Raw genomic sequence first — 23,906 nt, forward strand, 5'->3', positions numbered from 1 at the left:
CGGTTTTTGCTGCGGATTTTTTTTTTTACAACAACACAACAAAAAAACTATATACACCAATGAGTGATGCTATTAAACATGAATGTGGAATTGCACTTGTTAGATTAAAGAAACCATTACAATTTTATAAAGACAAATACGGGTCTGCTTTTTACGGAATTAATAAAATGTATTTATTAATGGAAAAGCAGCACAATCGTGGACAAGATGGTGCAGGTTTTGCCAGCGTAAAATTTAATGTAGAACCAGGTACAAGATATATTAGTAGAGTACGTTCTAATCAACCGCAGCCAATACAAGATGTTTTTGCTCAAATTAATGAACGTTTAAATAAAGTTTTAGAACAAAATCCTGATAAAAAAGACGACGTTGCTTGGCAAGAAGAAAACATGCCTTATGTTGGAAACTTATTTTTAGGGCACGTACGTTATGGTACATTTGGTAAAAACAGTATAGAAAGTGTACACCCTTTTTTACGTCAAAGTAACTGGAAACATAAAAACTTAATAGTTGCGGGTAACTTTAACATGACTAATTCTAATCAAATACTTGAAGAATTAATTGAGTTAGGGCAACATCCTAAAGAATTTACAGATACAGTAACTGTAATGGAAAAAATTGGTCATTTTTTAGAAGATGAAGTTGGCAAATTATACCAAGAAGCAAAGAAGAAAGGATTTAATAAAAGAGATGCTTCACCTTACATCGAAGAAAATTTAAAACTTAAAAAAGTACTAAAAAGATCTTCTAGAAACTGGGATGGAGGTTATGCTATGGCAGGTTTAGTTGGTCATGGAGATGCTTTTGTTTTAAGAGATCCAAACGGAATTAGACCTACTTATTTTTATGAAGATGACGAAGTTGTAGTTGTCGCTTCAGAAAGACCAGTTATTCAAACTGTTTTTAATGTAAAGATAGAAGACGTTCAAGAATTAGAAAGAGGACATGCTTTAATTATTAAGAAAAGTGGCGTAACTTCAATTAAGAAGATTATAGAACCTAGAGAAAAATTATCTTGTTCTTTTGAACGTATCTATTTTTCTAGAGGAAGTGACGCTTCTATTTATAAAGAACGAAAAGACTTAGGAAAAATAGTTTTCCCAAAGATTTTAGAATCTATAAATAGCGATATTTCTAACACCGTATTTTCTTTTATACCAAACACAGCAGAAACTTCTTTCTACGGAATGGTGGAAGCAGCTGAAGATTTATTAAACCAACAAAAAACAGCTAAAATTTTAGCTGGTGGAACAAAATTATCAGCACAAAAGGTTACAGAAATTTTATCTGAAAGACCTCGTTTTGAAAAAATAGCCATAAAAGATGCAAAATTAAGAACTTTTATTGCAGATGATAGCAGTAGAGATGATTTGGTAGAGCATGTTTATGATATTACATATGGTGTTGTAAAACCTACTGATAACCTAGTTATTATTGATGATAGTATTGTTCGTGGAACTACTTTAAAGAAAAGTATTATTAGAATTTTAGATAGATTAAGTCCTAAAAAGATAGTAGTAGTTTCTTCTGCTCCACAAATTCGTTACCCAGATTGTTACGGAATTGACATGGCAAAAATTGATGGTTTTATTGCTTTTAATGCAGCTCTAGAATTATTAAAAGACACCAATCAATATCATATTGTAGAAGATGTCTATAAAAAATCTAAAGCTCAACAAGGTTCAAATGATGAAGATGTTGTTAATTATGTAAAAGAAATTTACAAACCTTTTTCAGCAGAAGAAATATCAAAGAAAATAGCAGAAATGCTAAAAACAAAAGATATTAAAGCAGAAGTAGAAGTAATTTATCAATCTATAGAAGGTTTGCATAAAGCATGTCCAGATAATCTTGGAGATTGGTACTTTACAGGAAACTACCCTACTCCGGGAGGAATGCGTGTTGTAAACCAAGCTTTTATTAATTTTTACGAAGGAAACGATAAAAGAGCGTATTAAGTTACCAAAAATAATATTTATAGCTTATTTCTATACCAAAAGCTTACACTACTCATCTACAAAAACAAATTGTAGATGAGTTTTTTTTTACCATCTAAAAAAAGAAACGCTATCTATTGAAAACATCACTTTAATAGAACTTATTTTAATGAATTCTTCAGATTAAACAACCAATGGTACTTCTACCCTATGTTATTTACTCCCATCTACTTATTAAGAAGCTTTCTTTATTGATTTCCTCCTTTCCCTTTAACATATATTTAAGACTCAATACTTCAGCGTTTTCTTAATTTCGAAATCAATTCAAATAATACTTTAATGATGACAAAAAGATTACTTACTAAATTACTTTTAGTTGCTTTTGTTTTTGGTTTTACAACTCAAACAGAAGCCCAATTTTGGAAGAAAAAAAAGGACGAAACTCCTAAAGAAACTCCAAAAAAGAAACCCGAAAAAGGAGACATTCAGCCTTACGGAAAAGTGGTTACCAAAGACCATAAAACGGACGAAGGATTATTTAAAGTCCATACAAAAGGTAATTCTTATCTTTTTGAAATACCAGACTCCCTTTTAACAAGAGAAATGTTAATGGTTACAAGAATTGCAAAAACTGCAACCGGAATTGGTTTTGGTGGTGGAAAAACAAACACACAAGTATTACGTTGGGAAAGAAAGAACAAACAAATTCTATTAAGAATTGTTTCTCATGACATTGTTGCAGATACTATTTTACCGGTTCATAAAGCCGTTGTAAACTCTAACTTAGAGCCTATTCTATTTTCTTTTCCTATAAAAGCAATTAGTAAAGACTCTACAGCAACTGTTATAGATGCTACTTCTTTATTTTCTACAGATATAAAACCTTTAGGTTTTCCTGGTTTTTATAGAAAAGCGTATGGTGTAACAAGAATGGATAAGGACCGTTCTTATATAGAAAGAGTTAGTAGTTACCCTAAAAACATAGAAACAAGACATGTAAAAACATATTTTGCAAGTAAAGCACCCTCTAATAGCTCTTTGGGTTCTATTACTTTAGAAATGAGTAACTCAATGGTTTTACTACCTAAAGAACCAATGAAACGTCGTTATTTTGACGAACGTGTAGGATGGTTTGCTAGAGGTCAAGTAGATTATGGTTTAGATGCTCAAAAAAGTAAAACAGTTAAATATTTAGATAGATATCGTTTAGAAGTAAAAGATGAAGATATCGAAAAATTTAAAAGAGGAGAATTAGTAGAACCTAAAAAACAAATTATTTATTATGTAGACAGAGCAACTCCAGAAGAATGGGTTCCTTATATTATACAAGGTGTAAATGATTGGCAAGTGGCTTTTGAAGCTGCAGGTTTTAAAAACGCTATTGTTGGTAAAAGAGCACCAACCAAAGAAGAAGACCCAGAATACAGTCCAGAAGATGTACGTTATTCTGTAATTAGATATTTAGCATCTCCTATTCCTAATGCAAACGGACCTCACGTAAGTGATCCAAGATCTGGAGAAATCTTAGAATCTGATATTAACTGGTATCATAATGTAATGTCTTTATTACACAACTGGTTCTTTATTCAAACTGCGGCAATCAACCCAGACGCAAGAAATAATAATTTTAAGACTGAAACTATGGGTGAATTAATCAAATTTGTGTCTTCTCACGAGTTAGGTCATACGTTAGGTTTACCTCATAATATGGGAAGTTCTAATGCATATCCTGTAGATTCTTTACGTTCTGCTTCATTTACAAAAAAATACGGAACAGCACCTTCTATTATGGATTATGCTCGTTTTAATTATGTGGCACAACCAGAAGATAAAGGTGTTGCCTTAATGCCAAATATTGGTGTGTATGATAAATATGCAATCTCTTGGGGATACAGACCTATTTTAGATACAGAGGCTAAAGATGAAAAGCCTATTTTAGATTCTTGGATCTTAAAACATGCTGGAGACCCAATGTATAGATTCGGACATCAGCAAGCAGGTGGTGTTGTTGACCCTAGTTCTCAAACGGAAGATTTAGGAGACGATGCTATGAAAGCTTCTATGTATGGTATTAAAAACTTACAAAGAATTTTACCAAAATTAGAAGAATGGACTTCTGATAAAGGAGAAAACTACGATAATTTATCTACTATGTACGGACAAGTATTAGGTCAGTTTAATAGATATATGGGCCATGTAACCGCTAATGTTGGTGGTGTATATGAAAACTATAAAACCACAGACCAAGAGGGTGCTGTTTATACGTATGTAGACAAAGCAACTCAAAAAGAAGCATTACAATTTGTTATTGATGAGTTGTTTAAAACTCCTACATGGATGTTAGATCAAAATATCTTTAGCAAAACCGAATTTTCTGGTTCTGTAGAAAGAGTACGTGGCTTACAAGCAAATACATTAAACAACATGTTAGATGCTGGTAGAATGGCTCGTATGATAGAAAACGAAACTTCTAACGGTACAGACGCATACTCATTAATTAGTATGATGAGCGATTTAAGAAAAGGTGTTTGGAGTGAAATCTACACAGGTAAATCTATTGACACCTACAGAAGAAACTTACAAAGAGCTTATTTAGATAGATTAGATTATCTTTTAAACAAAGCAACAGATCAAAGAGGCGTAAACAGTGGTTATAGAAAAAGTACTGCTATCAACATCAATCAATCTGATGTAAAATCTGTAGCAAGAGGCGAGTTGAAACGTTTACAACGTGATGCAAAATCTGCTTCTAATAGAGGAAACACATTAACACGTTACCACCTACAAGATGTAGTAGATAGAATTGATACTATTTTAGATCCTAAATAATTTATTTAAAATTATATAATACTAAAACCACGCCTCTAATTGGCGTGGTTTTTGCTTTTAAAAAAATAAAATTTCTATTTTGAATCGAAAAAAAATCTCTTTTTTAGTTCTTATCATAATAACTATAAGCACAACTTTTTCTCAAAAAAAAATTTCTTGTAAAGTAGTAGACGCTTCTTCCGGAGCACCTATTGTTTATGCTACAGTTATGCTAAAAAATATAAATAGAGGTACACATGCAGACCTCAACGGAAATTTTGAAATACCAATAGAACAAAAAAATAAAGGAATAATTAGAATATCTTCTATTGGTTATAAAACAAAAGAAGTAAAGCTCTCTCAATTAAAAACAAATAGTATTAATGTTATCTACTTATCAATAGCGAATAATCAACTCAATGAAATCGTTATTAAATCTTCAAAAAAGAAAAAAAGACAATTATTAGGTATCCAAATTGTTAAACAAGCTATTCAAAATATTACAGAAAATTACCCAACAGAAACGCATTCTTATATTGGTTATTATAGAGATTATCAACAACCTGTTGGTGATTCTTACCAAAAAAACAGACAATCTAAAGAAGAAATAAAATACTTAAACGTACATGAAGCAATTATAGAATCTTTTGATGATGGTTTTGATAGTGATAAATTAGAGAGTGAAAAAAATCAATCTTTATTATATAACTACAGAACAAATAACCAATTTATACAAGACCCTTCGCTTACAGTTCCCTATGATAACGAAAAAAGAAAATATTCAGAAAGTGTATATATAACTCCTTTAGGAGGCAATGAGTTAAATATTTTAAACCTAACAAATACAATTAGAAACCATGATAAAATGTCATTTTCTTTCAGCAATGTTTTTGAAAAAGATTTTGTTAAAAACCATAAATTCAAAGTAAAACAAGTAATTTTCTCTGACACTACTCCAATCTATGAAGTTTCATTTTCTTCTATTATGGAAACAACAAATTATGATTATGCTGCATTTGGAACCATTTATATTTCTAAACAAGATTTTGCAATTCATAAACTCAACTACAACCTCTATTATAACAATAAGAAAAACCCACAATACTCAGTTACTATAGAATACATTCCTAAGAAGGATAAAATGTATTTAAATTACATCACTTTTAATAATTTCTTTGAAGCTTACAGTGGAGAATATTTTAAATTAATTAAAACCTATTACAATCCTAAACAGCAAAGTTTTGAAATGCATTTTAATAGGTTGGTAGCACTTAACAGTATCCATAAAAGAAACTTTAAAATTTATTATAAAAATAAAAGATTAAAAGTTCTAGATATTATACCTATTGAAGGAAGTTCGAGAGTATTTAATGTTGTTATTGACGAAAAATCTTTTGATGACATAATCTTAAAAAAGGAAAATGTAAACCTAGTTTATTCCCCTTATCTGAAATTCGATATTACGAATATAAAAGACCTAGTTTAAAAATAAATCAATACAGAGAGTTTTTTGTACAAGAAACTTTCGAACAGAAAGAACTCCCTATTCAACAAAATTTTATTGATAAAAACGCACCTTTATCAAAGTCATTAATAACACCTTTAGAATTAGAAAACAACTACTGGCTAAATACTCCTTTAAAGTCTTCTAAGAATTAAGGAAAAGTTCAATCCATTTTTTATTTTCTATCAAACGCATTAAAAAGTATTCTATATTTGCAGCACAATATTTTTTATGAGTCAGACACTTTTATCATCTCCTTTACAAGGCTTTACAGATTACAAATTTAGAAACGCATTCAATCATTTTTTTGGTGGAATTGATACTTTTTATTCGCCATACATCCGTTTAAACGGAAAATTAGTGATTAAAAATTCTTACAAAAAAGACATTGAACTCGAGAATAATACTGAGTTAGAAGTAATTCCGCAAATTATTACCAATGATGTAGAAGAATTTTTGTTTGTTTCTAAATACGTAAGAGAGTTGGGTTACAAAGAATTAAACTGGAATTTAGGCTGCCCCTACCCGATGGTCACCAAACGCGGAATGGGTTCTGGACTAATTGCAGATCCGGAGAAAATAAATAGCATCCTTCATAAAATTCATAATGAATCTGATATTTTAGTTTCTATGAAAATGAGAATGGGCTATGATACTCCTGAAGAAATTTTAGAGGTTTTACCTGTTTTAGATAACTACCCATTAAAAAACATTGCTATTCATGCAAGAATAGGAAAACAATTGTACAAAGGCGGAACAGATTTAAATTCGTTTCAAAAATGTGTAGACAATACAAAGCATAAATTGTATTACAATGGAGATGTTACTTCTGTTGCTGCTTATAAAAAGCTTCAAGAACGTTTCCCGTCTATAGATCATTGGATGATTGGTAGAGGACTAATTGCAGATCCTTTTTTACCAAGTATGATAAAAGCCGAAACTACAGAATACCCGAAAAATAGGTTCGATATTTTTAACGAATTTCACGATCGTATTTTTACAGAATATGATGCAGCGCTTTCAGGTCCAACTCCTATTAAAATGAAGATGCTTGGTTTCTGGGAATATTTTTCTCAAAGTTTTTCAAACCCTCAGAAAACCTATAAGAAAATTAAAAAGGCAGGTAATGTAAGAAACTACGAAATTGCCGTTAGAGAAATTTTTAAAGAGGCTAAAAACGGTTAAACATATTCGTTATTGTGAGTTTACGAAGCAATCTGTTTAATTAAAAAGTAAACTATTTTGTGAACACGTAATGAGATTCCTCTTCGTACCTCATTCGGAATGACACTCGTTTTAAAAACGACTTCTTTGATTGGTAAAATACACTCTAATTATATCATAAAAAATGATAACGTGCAGTTTTGTCATTTCACCCCTAAAGGAGAAATCACATAATATTGCTCAATTTTGTGTTCTCATCTTTATGAAACTTCTCCCAAAACGTCGAAGTGCCAGATTAGTATCTTCGAAATCAAAAAAATAAAACAACCAACCAATATACAGTTACTTACTAAAAAAATCAATGATAAGTAAGAAACAATTTGTTTGGTAAAAAAGTAAACTGCTTAGTGAACACGTAATGAGATTCCTCTTCGTGCCTCATTCGGAATGACATTCGTTGTAAAGTTGACTTCTATGATTGATTAAGCTTTACTCTAATTATATTATAAAAAATGTTGACGTGCAGTTTTGTCATTTCGACCCCAAGGGAGAAATCGCATAATATTGCTCAATTTTGAGTTCAGCTCTTATATGAAACTTCTCCCAAAAGGTCGAAGTGCCAGAATAGTATCTTCGCAATTTAAAAAACGAAAGAAACAACTAATAAACAGCTACTTACTAAAAAAAATAAATAATAAGTATGAAGCAATTTATTTAGTTAAAAAGCAGACTACTTAGTGAACTCGTAATGAGATTCCTCTTCGTGCCTCATTCGGAATGACATTCGTTTTAAAATTAACTTCTAAGATTGGCGAAGCTATACTCTAATTATATCAAAAAAACGATACATTACGAAGATGAAATCTACTTAAAAGATTCCTCTTCGTGCTGTATTAAGAATGACAATCGTTTTAAAATTAAAGTACTTTAAGAAACAGTTTCATTAGGATTCTCTTTATTAAAATCACTTACAACTGTTGCGATTACAGTATCTATTCTTTCTTGATTAATATCGTATTTAGGATTTAATCCTTTTTTCTCAGGAAAATTCTCGATCGTAACCGTTGTAGAAGGAAAAGCAAAATCTACACCTAATTCTTTTGCTAATTTTACAATAGCAATGTGAAGCCTGTGTTTAGAAGACTGCTCTACCCCCCAAGCTAAACTCTTAAAATAGACATTTACCATCACTAATAAAGCTGAATCTCCAAAACCTGTAAACTCTACATTATAAGAATCAGAACGTGTTTCTGGATGGGCAATAATAATTTCTCGAACCCCTTTTACAAAAGCTTCAATTAATTCTGGAGGTGTATCATAACGCAAACCTAAGTTTGTATTGTATCTTCTAAATAAACGCAAACCTTTATTATTGATCACCAATTCAGACAATCTACTATTCGGAATTTGATAAATAGAAGTATCTGCAGCACGCACTTGTGTAGACCTAAATCCTACTCTTTCTACCGTACCTACAACTTCTCCTGCCTCAATCCAATCATCTATATGGAATGGTTTATCAAGAAAAATCATAATGGTACCAATCAAGTTTTTTACCGTGTCTTGAGAAGCCAACGCAAATGCCAAACCACCAATAGTTGCACCCGCTATCATTGTTGTAGTATCCACTCCAAAAAGAACTAATAATCGTAAAATACCAACTACAATAACCACACCTGTTAAAAAACTATGTAAAATAGGTACTAGTTGATCATCTAATCGTCCATGAGTTCTTTCTGTAAACTCACCATAAATACGCATTACAACTTTTACTAATTTTAAAAACACGTAAATCCAGAAAACTGTTTCTGCTATGTTTAAAGCCAAAAACACCCACGTATTCGTCGTTAAGCCAAATTGTAATGAAGGAAAAGCTTTATCTATAAAGCTTAACGCAACCAATAAACTTATTGGATGTGCCAATTTCTTAATGACTTTATTAACTTCTAAATTGGTATTCTTTGTTATTTGCTGTTGTAACTTTAATAAAATAAAAAATGCAATCCTTTTTACAATTAGGAAAATAATATAGGCTAAAACAAATAGTATTAACAATCCTATAATTTTCCACAATTCTATATTCATTATTTTTTTATGACCAGAAAGAGGAATTATATTCTGTAATTTTTGAATATACCACGGATATACCGATTTGTATAAACTTTCAATTTTGTTAATTGTTTCTGTTGAATAATACCAATTATCACCTATCTTTTCTACATAAATTTGTGGCATTCTTTCAGGAAACAATACGTATCTATAATAAGAAGAATACCCAATTGTATCTTTATAATTAGCATTGGTAGGTACTCTGTTCATATCTACATACAAACCCTTACCGTCTAAAACTTGCTTTATTTTAATCGCTTTTTCAATAGCCTTCTCCTCAGAAAGACCCAAAATAGTTTTTGCTGCTTTTTTAGGTTCATAAGAATCCGATTGCAAAAAGTATAAATGTGTATAAACAGTAGCATGAGGAGTACTCATATCTACACGGATACTATCTTGAGCAGTTGTAAGAATTGGTAGTAATAAAAATAGCCACAATAATTTTTTCATATTTATTTCTTAAAAACACATTAAACAGAAATGCAAATTTAAACCTTTTCATTTTTTAAGTGTCCAAGAAGCGTAATTAAAAATAACAAAACAAAAAACAATGAAAAACATAGTAACTATTTTAGTACTTGTAATCGCTTTTACATTTACTACGCAAGCGCAACAAAGAGGAGGAAAAGCTTCAACTGAAAAAATGTTAAAGAAAATGACAACAGACTTGACGTTAACTACCGAACAACAAAATGAAATTAAACCTTTGTTAGAAGAACAGATGGCAGAAAGAAAAGCTGCTATGGAAAAAAGAAAAGCCATACAAGATTCTGGAGAAAAACCTAGTAAAGAAGAACGCCAAAAACTAAATACTGAAAGAAAAGAAAAGGCTACTGCATTTAATACAAAAATGGCAAGCATTCTAGACAAGGAGCAATTTGCAAAATTTGAGGCAATGGCTAACGAGAAAAAAGGGAATGGAAAAAACAATGGTAGAAAGAAAAAAAATTAAAAATAACTAGTTTTGGGTTGATTAGTTTTTAAAAAACTCGGTTTCTTTATGGAGACCGGGTTTTTGCTTTTACCACATTTAATGTATGTTAAATACATGTTAAACAAAAATTTACATTAAACCATTCTATTTTATAACTGTCAAAGAAGTATACATAAAAACATTAAAACTATATAGATATGAAAAAATTAGCAAGCATCTTAGTATTAGTATTTGCAGTTACATTTACTACACAAGCACAGAAAAAAAGAGGAGGAAACGGAGAAAGAGACTTTAAATTAACAGCAGAGCAGCACGCTACTTTAGCCGTTAAAAAAATGACATTGACTTTAGATTTATCTGAAAAGCAACAAAACCAAATTAAGCCTCTTTTAATGGCTCAAATGGCAGAAAGAAAAACTGCTATGGCAGAGAGAAAAGCAAATAGAGCAGATAAAAAAAGACCTACTGCAGATGAAATGTACGCAATGCAAAACGAGCGATTAGATAAAAGAATTGCAATGAAAAACCGTATGAAAGAGATCTTAAATAAAGAGCAATTGGAAAAATTTGGAAAAATGCGAAAAAACAAAGGTAAAATGGCAATGAATAAAACGAAAGGTAAAAAAGAATCTAAAGATAATAAAGGAGAACAAAGAGGTCGTAGATCTTAAAAAAATAAAAGCAAACTAGTTTTGGTTGATTAGTTGATTGAAAAAACCCGATTTCTTAATTGAAATCGGGTTTTTGTATTTATAACGAATTGTTTTTGCGTTAGGGATTGAGCGCTCTGTTTGAGCTCTTTTTTGTGTTTACAAAAAAAGCGAGTAGCGAAAGCCCGACCTTGTGTAACGCCCAAATCTTATTCTTTAAACCAACTAGAGTATTTTAAATAATTATTGGCTATTCTATCTATTTCACCCGAAATTAATTCTTGCGAAATATCTTTTACTTTCTTTGCCGGAACTCCTGCATAAATACTTCCGCTTTCTACTCGGGTATTCTTGGTAACTACCGCACCTGCTGCTATAATTGAATTAGATTCCACCACACAATCGTCCATAATAATAGATCCCATACCTACCAAAACATTATCATGAATTGTGCAACCGTGTACAATTGCATTGTGTCCAATAGACACATTATTGCCAATTGTTGTAGGTGATTTTTGATACGTTGCATGGATTACCGCACCATCTTGAATATTAACTTTATCACCAATTTTGATGTAATGTACATCGCCTCTTAGCACTGCATTAAACCAAATACTACACTCTTTTCCTAGAGAAACTTCGCCAACAATTGTTGCATTTTCTGCTACGTAACAATCTTCTGGTATTTGCGGATGATTTCCTCTTACTGCTTTTATAATTGCCATAATTTATAAATTTAAATTGTATTTTTTAGTATTATAACATTGGATTACATCTAATTTCTTGGAAAAAACGGAAGTTATACCTCTATTGAAACCACCAAACCTTCATTACTTCTTACATTAAAAACGGTTTCATCTTCAAAAATTAAATACTGTCCTTTTATTCCGACTAAAGTACCTGTATAAGTTGGTGTTTTAATCAGGTTTAAACTTTTTGGTTTTGCAGGATATTTTATCACCGGAAAATTGATATGTGTTTCGGTATTATTTTCAATAAAATATGCCTTTGCTTCTTCTGGGATAAATTCTTTTAACTTATCTCGCCAAGCAACCAAATCTACATCTTCAATATCATTTTTTAGCATTTTACGCCAATTGGTCTTATCTGCAACATACTCTTTTAAAGCAACCTCGGTAATTCCTGCTAAATAACGATTTGGGGCTTCTAATATTTCAATTGCTTCATGTGCTCCTTGATCGATCCAACGGGTTGGTACTTGCTGTTTTCTGGTAACTCCAACTTTTACGTTGCTAGAATTTGCCAAGTACACAATATGTGGTTTTAATTGCACCGCTTGCTCATACGCCAAATCTCTATCTTCGATACCTAAATGTGCTTTACTTAATTCTGGTTTCATAATCCAATCTGCCGCACTCGGGATTTCAAAAAAACAAGACTTACAAAAACCTTGTCTATAAATTTTCTTTTCTAAATGACAATTTAAACATTCGTATGTTACAAAACGGATAGTTATCTCTTTATTTATTAACTGATTCATGTTTATAAAATCAGTTTTCATATCTAAATAATACAGAATTTCAGCTGCATTTTCAGTCATCATTTTTTTTAAAACTCCTTGGTAAATCATCGCACAAATTTTGTATTTTTAAACTTCGGTTTTAAAACAATATTTGTTCTAAAATCATTCTAAACAAACTTACGAATTTCTATGGCTTTTCAAATTATCAATTCTATAATTTCTTGGTTTTTAAAGAAACGTAAACATCAAATAGAACTGTTTTTAAAATACCCTATTGATGTACAAGATGAATTACTTTTAAAACTTGTACATACAGCTAAAAACACAACATTTGGAAAAGAGAAGAACTTTGCTCAGATAAAAAGCCATACAGATTTTACAAAAAATGTTCCTATTCAGAAATATGAAACCTTTGAGCCTTTAATTGAAAGATGTAGAAAAGGCGAACAAAATTTATTTTGGCCAACAGATATTAAATGGTTTGCAAAAAGTAGCGGAACCACAAATGCTAAAAGTAAATTTATTCCTGTTTCTGATGAAGCTTTAGAATATTGCCACATGAAAGCTGGTAAAGATATGTTGTGTTTATACATTAATAATAATGAAGATACGCAGCTTTTTACAGGAAAAGGATTACGCTTAGGCGGAAGTTCGGATGTTTACCAAGACAACAATTCTTATTTTGGAGATTTATCTGCAATTATTATAGAAAACATGCCTTTTTGGGCAGATTTTAGCTCTGCTCCTAGTCAAGAAGTTGCTTTAATGAGCGATTGGGAAACAAAAATGGATGCTATTATTGATGAAACCATCGATGAAGATATTACAAGTTTAGCAGGTGTACCAAGTTGGATGCTGGTTTTGCTAAACCGAGTTTTAGAACGTTCTGGAAAAGAGAATATTCTACAAGTTTGGCCAAATCTAGAAGTCTATTTTCATGGAGGCGTAAACTTTAATCCTTATAGAGAACAGTATAAAAAAATTATACCAAAAGATAGTTTTAAGTATTACGAAATTTACAATGCTTCGGAAGGTTTTTTTGCCATTCAAGATAGAAATAATTCAAAAGAATTGTTGTTAATGCTAGACTACGGAATTTTCTATGAATTTATTCCGATGAGTGACTATAAAGGTGAAAATTCTAAAACAATCACACTTGCTGATGTTAAAAAAGACATCGATTACGCTTTAATTATTACCACAAACGGAGGTCTTTGGCGTTATTTGATTGGAGACACCATTCGTTTTACTTCTTTAGAACCATATAGAATTAAAATTACAGGTAGAACAAAACATTATATAAACGTTTTTGGAGAAGAATTAAATATAGAAAACGTAGAAGATGCTTTAAAATTAACTTGCGAAAAAACAGCTGCTACGATTGCAGATTATACTGTGGGACCTATTTTTATGGAAGGTAAAGAAAAAGGAGGTCATGAATGGGTAATAGAATTTACTAAAAAACCAGATTCTATGGGCTATTTTTCTGAAATTTTAGACAATGCATTAAAATCTATCAACTCAGATTATGAAGCTAAACGCTATTTAAACATCACTTTAATGGCGCCAAAAGTGCATCAAGCAGAAGAAGGTTTATTCTACAAATGGCTAAAACAAAAGAACAAATTAGGTGGGCAACATAAAGTACCAAGATTGTCTAATTCTAGAGATTTTGTAGATGAATTAATAGTGTTAATGAAATCTTAAAATTATTGTAATCCCAACTTCATTAGGCATGATTGTTGATAAATAACCTTGAGATTTATCAACATCAAAAACCTAGAAATGATTAAAAAAATTACTTTTATTTTTTTCCTTTTACACTTAAACTATACTACAAGCGCTCAAATTCTTACAGTAATAAACAAAGAGACTAAAGAAACTTTAGAGCAAGTAACTATATTTAACAAGCAAACCAGTAATTATGTTACTACAAACGGAGAAGGACAAGCAGATATTAGTGATTTTATAAATGCAGAAACATTAGAAGTTCGGTTTCTTGGTTTTAAAACTAAAATTAAAAGTTACGAAGCTTTTAAACAAAATAACTTTCTAGTACACCTAACTCCTACTATTTTAAGAATAGATGAAATTGTAATTTCCGCTACAAAATGGAAACAAAAAACATCTGATTTAGCTACTAAAGTTACTGTTATATCACCAAAGGCAATACAATTAATGAACACACAAACAGCTGCAGACTTGCTTACCGTTTCTGGTAAAGTATTTATGCAGAAAAGCCAACAAGGAGGCGGAAGTCCGTTAATTAGAGGTTTTGCTACCAACAGATTGTTATATACCATTGATGGTGTTAGAATGAATAATGCCATTTTTAGAGCTGGTAATATTCAGAATGTAATTTCTTTAGACCCTTTTGCCATAGAAGAAACCGAAATCATTTTTGGTCCTGGTTCTGTTATTTACGGAAGTGATGCTATTGGTGCTGTAATGAGTTTTAAAACCTTATCGCCAAGTTTGTCTTTAGATGATGAAACATTAATTACAGGAAATGCGTTAACACGATTTTCTTCTGCGAATGAAGAAAAAACCTATCATGCAGATTTTAATCTAGGGTATAAAAAATGGGCATTTGTTACCAGTTTAAGTTATAATGATTATGGCGATTTAAGAATGGGAAGCGATGGACCTGAAGAATATTTAAGAAACGTATATGTTGAAAGGCAGAACAGTGAAGATATTGTAATTACCAATAAAGACCCAAAAATTCAGACTCCTTCTGGATATACACAAACCAACTTGATGCAAAAAGTGAGGTTTAAACCAAATGAAAAATGGAACTTTGAGTACGGTTTTCATTTATCAGAAACCTCGAGTTATTCTAGATACGATAGACATTTAAGAACAAAAGATGGAAATCCTAGATATGGAGAATGGAGCTACGGTCCACAAAAATGGATGATGAATAATTTTGAAATCAACAAAAAAGGAAGCAATTCTTTTTATGATGATGTTACTTTAAGATTGACCTATCAAAAATTTGATGAAAGCAGAATTAGCAGAGATTTTAATGATAATGAAAGAGAAACAAGAACAGAACGTGTAGATGCCTATTCTACCAACTTAGATTTTTCTAAAAGCTTAAGTGCAAAAAGCAAATTATTTTACGGAACAGAGTATGTTTATAATGATGTAAATTCTACAGGAGTAAACACAGATATAGACACCAATATTTCTCAAGCAGGACCTAGTAGATATCCAGATTCTAATTGGTCTTCTTTAGGTGTTTATGTTTCTAACCAATATAATCATTCTAAAAAATGGGTTTTACAATCTGGTTTGCGTTATAATTTTTACAATTTAAATGCAACTTTCGATACTACTTTTTACGATTTTCCTTTTACAGAAGCCAATATAAATGATGGCGCTTTAACTGGTAGTTTAGGTTTGGTTTTTAGACCTGAAGAAGATTGGTTATTAAGCACTAATTTCTCTACTGCTTTTCGCTCACCTAATGTAGATGACGTTGGTAAAGTTTTCGATTCGGAACCTGGTTCTGTTGTGGTACCAAACCCAGATTTAAAAGCAGAATATGCTTACAATACTGATGTTTCTGTTGCAAAAACTTTTGGTGATTATTTAAAGCTAGAAGTTACTGGATTTTACACCCATTTAAAAGACGCCATGGTACTAAGAGATTTTACTTTAAATGGCGAAACTGAAATTATGTATGATGGAGAATTGAGTAATATACAAGCAATTCAGAATGCTGCCAATGCACATGTGTATGGTTTTCAGACAGGTTTTGAAGCAGAACTTGGAAGTGGAATTGGATTTTCATCAACAGTTAGTTATCAAAAAGGAGAAGAAGAATTAGATAATGGAGATAAAAGTCCTTCTAGACATGCTGCTCCTTGGTTTGGTACCACAAGACTAACTTATAATGCTAGTAAATTAAAAGCGCAACTATATGCAGATTATAGTGGTTCTGTGGCTTATGACGATTTACCTGACAGTGAAAAAGCTAAAGATTATATGTACGCAATTGACACCAATGGAAACCCATATTCGCCATCTTATATTACACTAAACTTAAAAACGTCTTATAGATTTACTGATAATTTATTAATATCTACAGGATTAGAAAACATTACAGACAAGCGTTACAGACCTTATAGTTCTGGAATTGTTTCTCCTGGTAGAAATTTTGTGATTTCTTTAAAAGCGAATATTTAAAATAATATAAAAGTAAAGTAAACTATATTTTACGTTTTACCACGTAATCTATCATGGTTAATAGCGAACTTTTATATTCAGATTCTGGATAGTTTTCTAAAATAGCTAAGGCTTTATTCTTGTAGTCATTCATTTTAATGGTGGTATATTCTATACCGCCATTTTCTTTTACAAAAGTAATTACCTCTTTTACGCGTTTTTTATCTTTATTGTGTTTTTTGATAGAATTGATTAACCAAGATTTCTCTTTTTTAGAACAAGTGTTTAAAGTATAAATTAAAGGCAGTGTCATTTTCTGTTCTTTAATATCAATTCCGGTAGGTTTACCAATTTTATCATCGGTATAATCAAACAAATCATCTTTAATTTGGAAGGCAATACCAATATATTCTCCAAATTTTCGCATTTGCTGAACGGTATCGTTATTAGCACCTACAGAAGCTGCGCCAATACCACAACAAGCCGCAATTAAAGTCGCTGTTTTTTTTCGAATAATATCAAAATAAACATCTTCTGTAATGTCTAATTTTCTTGCTTTTTCTATTTGAAGTAATTCACCTTCGCTCATTTCTCTAACTGCAATAGAAATTAGTTTTAACAAATCGAAATCTTCATTATCTATGGACAACAATAATCCTTTTGATAATAAAAAATCTCCTACTAAGACTGCAATTTTATTTTTCCAAAGTGCATTAACAGAGAAAAAACCACGCCTTCTGTTACTTTCATCTACCACATCATCATGTACCAAAGTAGCGGTATGAATCAATTCTACTACAGAAGCTCCTCTATAGGTTCGTTCATCGAAACCTCCATTAGAAACCATCTTTGCCACTAAAAAGACAAACATTGGTCGCATTTGTTTTCCTTTTCTACGAACAATATAATAGGTAATTCTGTTTAAAAGCGGAACTTTAGACAACATAGAATCTTTGAACTTTTCTTCAAAGAGTTCCATTTCATTTTTAATGGGTAGTTTAATAAGTTCTACTGGCTTCATTTCTGCTAGACGAGTTTTTAGAAAGTCAAAAATAGGGAAATTAATAAGATACTGAAACAAGTTCTATACCACTCTTTTCTTTAAGATTTATTTGCTAATTGCCCACAAGCGGCATCAATATCTTTACCTCTACTTCTTCTTACATTTACAGTAATATCATTCATTTCTAAGTTAGAAATGTAATTATTGATTGCAGACGGACTCGCTTGTTGAAACTCTCCATCATCAATTGGGTTGTATTCTATTAAATTGATTTTACAAGGCACTGCTTTACAAAAGGCAACCAACGCTTTTATATCTTCTTTTCTATCGTTGATACCTCCCCAAACGATATATTCGTAGGTAATGGCTCTTCCTGTTTTTTCATACCAATATTCTAAAGATTCTCTTAAATCTTTTAATGGAAAAGTAGCATTAAATGGCATTACTTTAGTTCTTATCTCATCGATTGCAGAATGTAATGAAACTGCTAAATTAAATTTAGCTTCTTCATCTGCCATCATTTTTATCATTTTTGGTACTCCAGATGTAGAAACAGTAATTCTTTTAGACGACATCCCTAAACCTTCTGGAGATGTAATCATCTCTATAGATTTCATTACGTTTTTATAGTTCATAAGAGGCTCTCCCATTCCCATAAAAACAATGTTAGTTAGTTTCTTGTCATAATACAACCTACTTTGTTTGTCGATTACTACAACCTGATCGTAAATTTCATCTGGATTTAGATTACGCATTCTTTTTAAACGTGATGTAGCACAGAATAAACAATCTAAACTACAACCAACCTGACTAGAAACACAAGCTGTTGTTCTTTTTTCTGTAGGAATTAAAACAGATTCCACAATTAAACCATCGTGTAATTTAATTCCGTTTTTTATAGTTCCGTCTTTACTTTTTTGCATAGAATCTACTTTGATGTGGTTGATAACAAAGTTTGCTTCTAACATTTCTCTAGTTTCTTTAGAGATGTTTGTCATGGCATCAAAAGTATGTAAAGACTTACTCCAAAGCCATTCATATACTTGATTTCCTCTAAAGGCTTTGTCGCCATTTTCTACAAAAAAATCGCGTAATTGTTCTTTAGTTAAGGCTCTTATGTCTTTCTTTTTAGTCAAGTTTTCTAGTTTTTAAAAATAGAGTTGCAAAAATACGCATATAATTTTAGCTTATTACTATAGTTTGCTAATTGGCTGCGTTAGCGATTGAAGTGGCATCCTTTTTTGTTTTTTTTAACAAAAAAGATATAACGAAAAGCGCGACCTTTTTAGGGAACGCCCAAAAACAGAAAAACTGACAATTAAAATAACTGTCAGTTTTTGTTTTTAAATTCTTAACAGAATTATATGATTAACATAGCATCTCCGTACGTAGAGAATTTATATCCTTCTTTTATAGCTTCTTTATATGCATCCATTACAAAATCGTAACCTCCAAAAGCAGCTGCTTGCATTAGTAAGGTAGATTTTGGTGTATGAAAATTAGTAATCATTGCGGTTGCAATGCTAAAATCGTGCGGAGGGAAAATAAATTTATTTGTCCAACCTGTATATCCGTTTAACTCACCTTTAGAAGAAACTGAAGATTCTATAGCTCTCATTACCGTAGTACCAACAGCACAAACTCTTCTTTTTTCTTTTTTAGCTTTATTAATTTTATCTGCAGTAGCATCTGAAATATCAATTTGCTCAGAATCCATTTTGTGCTTTGATAAATCTTCTACTTCTACTGGGCTAAATGTACCTAAACCAACGTGTAATGTAGTTTCTGCAAACTCAACTCCTTTAATTTCTAAACGTTTCATTAAATGTTTAGAGAAGTGTAAACCAGCTGTTGGTGCTGCAACTGCTCCTTCATGCTTTGCATAAATAGTTTGGTAACGCTCATCATCTAAAGGTTCTACATCTCTACCAATAGCTTTAGGTAATGGTGTTTGACCTAATTCTAATAATTTTGCTCTAAATTCTTCGTAAGAACCATCAAACAAGAAACGTAAAGTTCTTCCTCTTGATGTTGTGTTGTCTATTACCTCAGCTACTAAACTATCATCGTCTCCAAAAAATAATTTGTTTCCAATTCTAATTTTTCTTGCTGGATCTACTAAAACATCCCACAATCTATTTTCAGAATTTAGTTCTCTTAATAAGAAAACCTCTATCCTAGCACCTGTTTTTTCTTTATTACCATACATTCTTGCAGGAAAAACTTTGGTATTATTCAACATCATAACATCACCTTCATCAAAGTAATCTATTACATCTTTAAAAACCTTATGTTCTATGGTTTGTTCTTTCCTGTTTAATACCATTAAACGAGACTCATCTCTATGTTCAGCAGGATACGTTGCTAACAATTCTTCTGGTAAATCAAATTCAAAATGCGATAATTTCATATATATATTTGCTTATAACGAGCGCAAAGATACGATATCGGGATAGGCGTTGTCAAGTGTTTGCCTAATTATTTACACTTTATCTATTTTAATGCCAATTTGTTGCATGTCATCCCAAAACTTTTGATACGATTTTGTAACCACTTCAGCATTTAAAATTTTAATAGGAACTCTTAGCGCCAAAGGTGCAAATGCCATTGCCATTCTATGATCGTTATACGTTTTTATAGAAATATTAGAATTTATTGTCGAAGAAATTTCTAAATGTAAACTTTTATCGGTTACAGAAATTGTAGCTCCTAAATTGGTTAACTCGTCATTTAAAGCGACTAACCTATCTGTTTCTTTAATTTTTAAGGTATGTAAACCGGTTAAATTACACGCAATATTTTCTGCAAAACAAGTTACAACAATTGTTTGTGCAATATCTGGTGCATTTTTTAAGTCGATTTCTAAAGTTGCTTTCTTTGTTTCTTTTACTTTTTTTAAGGTGATAAAATTCTCACCAAAAATAGTTTCTACTCCAAAGTGTTGATAGATTTCTACCAAACAAGAATCTCCTTGTAAGCTTTCTTTTTTATAAGCTGATAAAGAAATTTCTGATCCTATTTCTGCCAAAGCAGCAATTGAATAAAAATAACTTGCAGAAGACCAGTCTGATTCTACCACAACGGTTTGTTTTTTCACCGATTTCTTAGGCAAAACTTTAATGAAGTTTCCTTCAAAATTAGTTTCAATTCCTAATTGATTTAACAAACTTAACGTCATGTTTATATAAGGAACTGAAGTAATTTTACCTAGTAACTCTATTTCTAATCCGTTTTCTAATTTTGATGCAATTAGCAACATAGAAGAAATATATTGACTACTTACATTTCCATTAATTTGGACTTTATCTGTTGTAATTTTAGAACCTTTGATTCTAATTGGCGGATACCCAACTTTATCTTCATAAGTAATTGTTGCTCCTAAATCTTTTAAAGCATTTACCAATATTTCAATTGGTCTGTTTTGCATTCTCTCAGAACCTGTAAGCACCACTTCTCTACCTTCTTTTACAGCAAAATAAGATGTTAAAAAACGCATTGCTGTACCAGCATGACCAATATTTACAACTTCATCTTTTGTAGAAAGAGCATGTTGCATGTGTACAGAATCGTCTGAATCTGATAAATTTTCTATAGAAAGTTCTGGAAATAAATTTTGAAGAATCAACAATCTATTCGATTCACTTTTAGAACCAGAGATTGTTATTTTCTCATTAATCTTTTTATTATCTACAACATTTAATAATATATCCATCTCTGTAAGTTCTATAAATTGATTTTATTAACAAAATGCCAAAGTTACTACTCAAAAGGCTTTTACCAAAGTTTCTTTGCTTTAAATAAATGTAAAAATTCTATACTTTTATTAAGAATTGATAGAGATATCGCTATTTAAATCCAATTCAATTGCATTTTCTAAATCTTGCAAATGTTGTTTTCTAACTTTTAACTTTGTTGCTGCATGTGCTTTTTTATTCAATTTAGAAAACATGCCTGCAACTTTTATTGTTGCTGGCAACAAATGGTCTACAGGAACAATTAAGTCTAAAAAACCAGCTTTTACAGCATCTTTTGGGTTGTAAATTTCAGAATTATTTACACTTCTATTTACATACACCTCAGACAATCTAGATTTTGCAATTGCAATACCAGCATTGTGCATCGTCATACCAATCATTACTTCATTTAATCCTATTTTAAAATCGCCTTCTACTCCAATTCTATAATCTGCAGAAAGCAATAAAAATGCACCTTTAGCAATAGCGTGACCAGAACAAGCGATAATTATTGGTTGTGGAAAAGACAACATTCTCAAAGATAATTTAGAACCTTTTGTTACCAGTTCTTTCGCCGCTTCTGGTGATTTTGTCATCACTTTTAAATCGAATCCTCCAGAGAAAACACCGTTTTGACCAGTAAGAACAAATACTTTATTTTCGGTTGCTGCTTTGTCTAAGCCAGCATTCAAACCTTCTATTACTTCATGAGAAATCGCATTTGCTTTTCCGTTGTTAATAGTAATTAAAGCGTAATTTTCTTCTGATTGATAAGTAACAAATTCGTTCATTATTTTTATATTTTAAAAGAAGTTACAATATAATCTAAAATTACAACATCAACAATTCATCCTTCATCATTCATTTTATTTGGGCGTTACCAAAAGGTCGGGTTTGGAGTTTATCTTGAGCGAAGTCGAAAGGCTACAATCTTTTTATTCGTACCTCTAAAAAAGGATTTCCACTTCAACCCCTAACGCAACCTACTTGACAACAATCTATAATTGAAGATTTATTAGTTATTATTTGTTTATTTTTGCCCAAAAGGAAAGAATTTAAAACTCCTTTTATATACAGAGGTTTAAAAACACATGGATAAAATTAAAAAGTTTTTTCTTCAATTTCAACAAAGTTTCTCTTTCGTTTTTCTATTAAAATGGACTTTTATTTGCTTACTTATTGGCGCATTAACAGGTAGTACTTCTGCTGTTTTTCTATGGACTTTAGAATGGGCTACAAATTATAGAGAAGCAAACCAATGGATTATTTGGCTGTTACCTATGGCGGGTTTTGTAATTGGTTTATCGTATCATTATTATGGAGAAAGTGTTGTAAAAGGGAACAATTTATTATTAGAAGAGTTCCACAACCCTAAAAAAGTAATTCCTTTTAAAATGGCTCCTTTGGTCTTTATTGGAACTATTCTTACTCATTTATTTGGTGGTTCTGCTGGTCGTGAAGGAACTGCTGTACAAGTTGGTGGCGCTATTGCAGATCAGTTTACAAAAATTTTTAAATTAAATAATCTAGATAGAAAAATTATATTGATTGCTGGTATTAGTGCAGGTTTTGCCTCTGTTTTTGGCACGCCTTTAGCAGGTGCAATTTTTGCTCTTGAAGTAATGGTAATCGGTAGAATAAAATTTGACGCTATCATTCCGAGTTTTCTAGCGGCTGTTTTTGCAACCTATTTTTGCGATGTTTGGCAAATTTCTCATCACACACATTATACTATTTCTACGATTACAGCATTAACGCCAGCGAGTATTTTATGGGCTTTATTAGCAGGAATTATTTTTGGATTGGCAAGTATGTTGTTTTCTAAATCTACACACTTTTGGGGTGTACTCTTTAAGAAACAAGTTAAATATGCACCATTTCGTCCGGTAATTGGTGGTATTGTAATAGCTGTAATTGTATACCTTATGGGAACTACAAAATACATAGGACTTGGTGTACCAACTATTGTAAATGCTTTTAATATCGATTTAAATTCTTATGATTTTATCTTAAAAATCTTATTCACTTCTTTTACTTTGGGAGCAGGATTTAAAGGAGGAGAAGTAACACCTTTATTTTATATTGGTGCAACTTTAGGAAACGCTTTAGTGTGGTTTATTCCTTTGCCCATGGGTTTATTAGCAGGAATGGGATTTGTTGCGGTTTTTGCAGGTGCCACAAATACTCCAATTGCTTGTACTATTATGGGTATTGAATTATTTGGTATTGAATCTGGTGTTTTTATTGCCTTGGCTTGTATAACTTCTTATTTATTTTCTGGTCATACGGGTATTTATACTGCTCAAGTTATTGGAAGCCCAAAACACTTATTTTCTAAAATTGAAAAAGGATTAACACTTACTGAAATTGACAAGCAACACAGTAAGAGTTAATCCTTAGAATATTT

Annotated in this window: 17 protein-coding genes; 9 read left to right on the forward strand and 8 right to left on the reverse strand. The window is 31.2% G+C overall.

Features of this window, described 5'->3' with window-relative positions:
- Positions 1-59: 59 nt before the first annotated feature.
- The 4 genes from GQS57_RS11900 (at position 60) to GQS57_RS11915 (ending at position 7,434) form a co-directional block, all read left to right on the forward strand.
- Entirely contained in the window at positions 60-1,958 is a 1,899-nt protein-coding gene (locus GQS57_RS11900) for an amidophosphoribosyltransferase (protein WP_165733069.1), read from the forward strand.
- Positions 1,959-2,279: 321 nt separating this feature from the next.
- Positions 2,280-4,766, forward strand: coding sequence for a zinc-dependent metalloprotease (locus tag GQS57_RS11905; protein ID WP_165733180.1), 2,487 nt, complete (start codon positions 2,280-2,282; stop codon positions 4,764-4,766).
- Between the two features lie 79 nt (positions 4,767-4,845).
- Positions 4,846-6,231, forward strand: coding sequence for a carboxypeptidase-like regulatory domain-containing protein (locus GQS57_RS11910; RefSeq protein ID WP_165733070.1), 1,386 nt, complete (start codon positions 4,846-4,848; stop codon positions 6,229-6,231).
- A 249-nt stretch (positions 6,232-6,480) separates the two neighbouring features.
- Positions 6,481-7,434 carry a tRNA-dihydrouridine synthase gene (locus tag GQS57_RS11915; RefSeq protein ID WP_165733071.1) on the forward strand — a complete coding sequence of 318 codons (954 nt, stop codon included), beginning with the start codon at positions 6,481-6,483 and terminating at the stop codon, positions 7,432-7,434.
- A 906-nt stretch (positions 7,435-8,340) separates the two neighbouring features.
- On the opposite strand, the gene GQS57_RS11920 is transcribed toward GQS57_RS11915, so the two are convergent.
- Positions 8,341-9,972, reverse strand: a complete 1,632-nt coding sequence (locus GQS57_RS11920) for a mechanosensitive ion channel family protein (RefSeq protein WP_165733072.1) — start codon at positions 9,970-9,972, stop codon at positions 8,341-8,343.
- A 100-nt stretch (positions 9,973-10,072) separates the two neighbouring features.
- Here GQS57_RS11920 and GQS57_RS11925 point away from each other — a divergent pair, with 100 nt between their 5' ends.
- Both GQS57_RS11925 and GQS57_RS11930 read left to right on the forward strand, forming a co-directional pair.
- Positions 10,073-10,474 carry a hypothetical protein gene (locus GQS57_RS11925; protein WP_165733073.1) on the forward strand — a complete coding sequence of 134 codons (402 nt, stop codon included), beginning with the start codon at positions 10,073-10,075 and terminating at the stop codon, positions 10,472-10,474.
- 179 nt (positions 10,475-10,653) lie between these two features.
- Positions 10,654-11,127, forward strand: a complete 474-nt coding sequence (locus GQS57_RS11930) for a hypothetical protein (RefSeq protein ID WP_165733074.1) — start codon at positions 10,654-10,656, stop codon at positions 11,125-11,127.
- A gap of 188 nt (positions 11,128-11,315) precedes the next feature.
- Here the strand turns inward: GQS57_RS11930 and GQS57_RS11935 are convergent, their stop codons facing one another.
- Both GQS57_RS11935 and GQS57_RS11940 read right to left on the reverse strand, forming a co-directional pair.
- Positions 11,316-11,831, reverse strand: a complete 516-nt coding sequence (locus tag GQS57_RS11935) for a gamma carbonic anhydrase family protein (protein ID WP_165733075.1) — start codon at positions 11,829-11,831, stop codon at positions 11,316-11,318.
- 74 nt (positions 11,832-11,905) lie between these two features.
- Positions 11,906-12,697 carry a DUF2797 domain-containing protein gene (locus GQS57_RS11940; protein WP_165733076.1) on the reverse strand — a complete coding sequence of 264 codons (792 nt, stop codon included), beginning with the start codon at positions 12,695-12,697 and terminating at the stop codon, positions 11,906-11,908.
- Between the two features lie 81 nt (positions 12,698-12,778).
- On the opposite strand from GQS57_RS11940, the gene GQS57_RS11945 reads away from it, so the two are divergent.
- On the forward strand, positions 12,779-14,296 hold the full coding sequence (locus GQS57_RS11945) for a GH3 auxin-responsive promoter family protein (protein WP_165733077.1): 1,518 nt from the start codon (positions 12,779-12,781) through the stop codon (positions 14,294-14,296).
- 78 nt (positions 14,297-14,374) lie between these two features.
- Positions 14,375-16,783 carry a TonB-dependent receptor gene (locus GQS57_RS11950; protein WP_165733078.1) on the forward strand — a complete coding sequence of 803 codons (2,409 nt, stop codon included), beginning with the start codon at positions 14,375-14,377 and terminating at the stop codon, positions 16,781-16,783.
- 22 nt (positions 16,784-16,805) lie between these two features.
- On the opposite strand, the gene GQS57_RS11955 is transcribed toward GQS57_RS11950, so the two are convergent.
- The 5 genes from GQS57_RS11955 to GQS57_RS11975 form a co-directional block, all read right to left on the reverse strand.
- Positions 16,806-17,783 (reverse strand): polyprenyl synthetase family protein, encoded by a 978-nt coding sequence (locus GQS57_RS11955; RefSeq protein WP_165733079.1) that lies wholly within the window; start codon positions 17,781-17,783, stop codon positions 16,806-16,808.
- Positions 17,784-17,863: 80 nt separating this feature from the next.
- A complete protein-coding gene (gene rlmN, locus GQS57_RS11960) occupies positions 17,864-18,901 on the reverse strand; it encodes a 23S rRNA (adenine(2503)-C(2))-methyltransferase RlmN (RefSeq protein ID WP_165733080.1) in 1,038 nt (345 codons plus the stop codon).
- A gap of 224 nt (positions 18,902-19,125) precedes the next feature.
- Complete coding sequence (gene queA / locus GQS57_RS11965) at positions 19,126-20,175, reverse strand: tRNA preQ1(34) S-adenosylmethionine ribosyltransferase-isomerase QueA (RefSeq protein ID WP_165733081.1); 1,050 nt, start codon at positions 20,173-20,175, stop codon at positions 19,126-19,128.
- 72 nt (positions 20,176-20,247) lie between these two features.
- A complete protein-coding gene (locus tag GQS57_RS11970; protein WP_165733082.1) occupies positions 20,248-21,477 on the reverse strand; it encodes a 3-phosphoshikimate 1-carboxyvinyltransferase in 1,230 nt (409 codons plus the stop codon).
- Between the two features lie 111 nt (positions 21,478-21,588).
- Positions 21,589-22,290 carry a crotonase/enoyl-CoA hydratase family protein gene (locus tag GQS57_RS11975; protein WP_165733083.1) on the reverse strand — a complete coding sequence of 234 codons (702 nt, stop codon included), beginning with the start codon at positions 22,288-22,290 and terminating at the stop codon, positions 21,589-21,591.
- A gap of 300 nt (positions 22,291-22,590) precedes the next feature.
- On the opposite strand from GQS57_RS11975, the gene GQS57_RS11980 reads away from it, so the two are divergent.
- Positions 22,591-23,892, forward strand: coding sequence for a voltage-gated chloride channel family protein (locus tag GQS57_RS11980; protein ID WP_165733084.1), 1,302 nt, complete (start codon positions 22,591-22,593; stop codon positions 23,890-23,892).
- Positions 23,893-23,906 lie beyond the last annotated feature (14 nt).

Origin of the sequence: Polaribacter sp. 20A6 (assembly GCF_011378915.1) — a bacterium.
Lineage (GTDB): Bacteria > Bacteroidota > Bacteroidia > Flavobacteriales > Flavobacteriaceae > Polaribacter > Polaribacter sejongensis.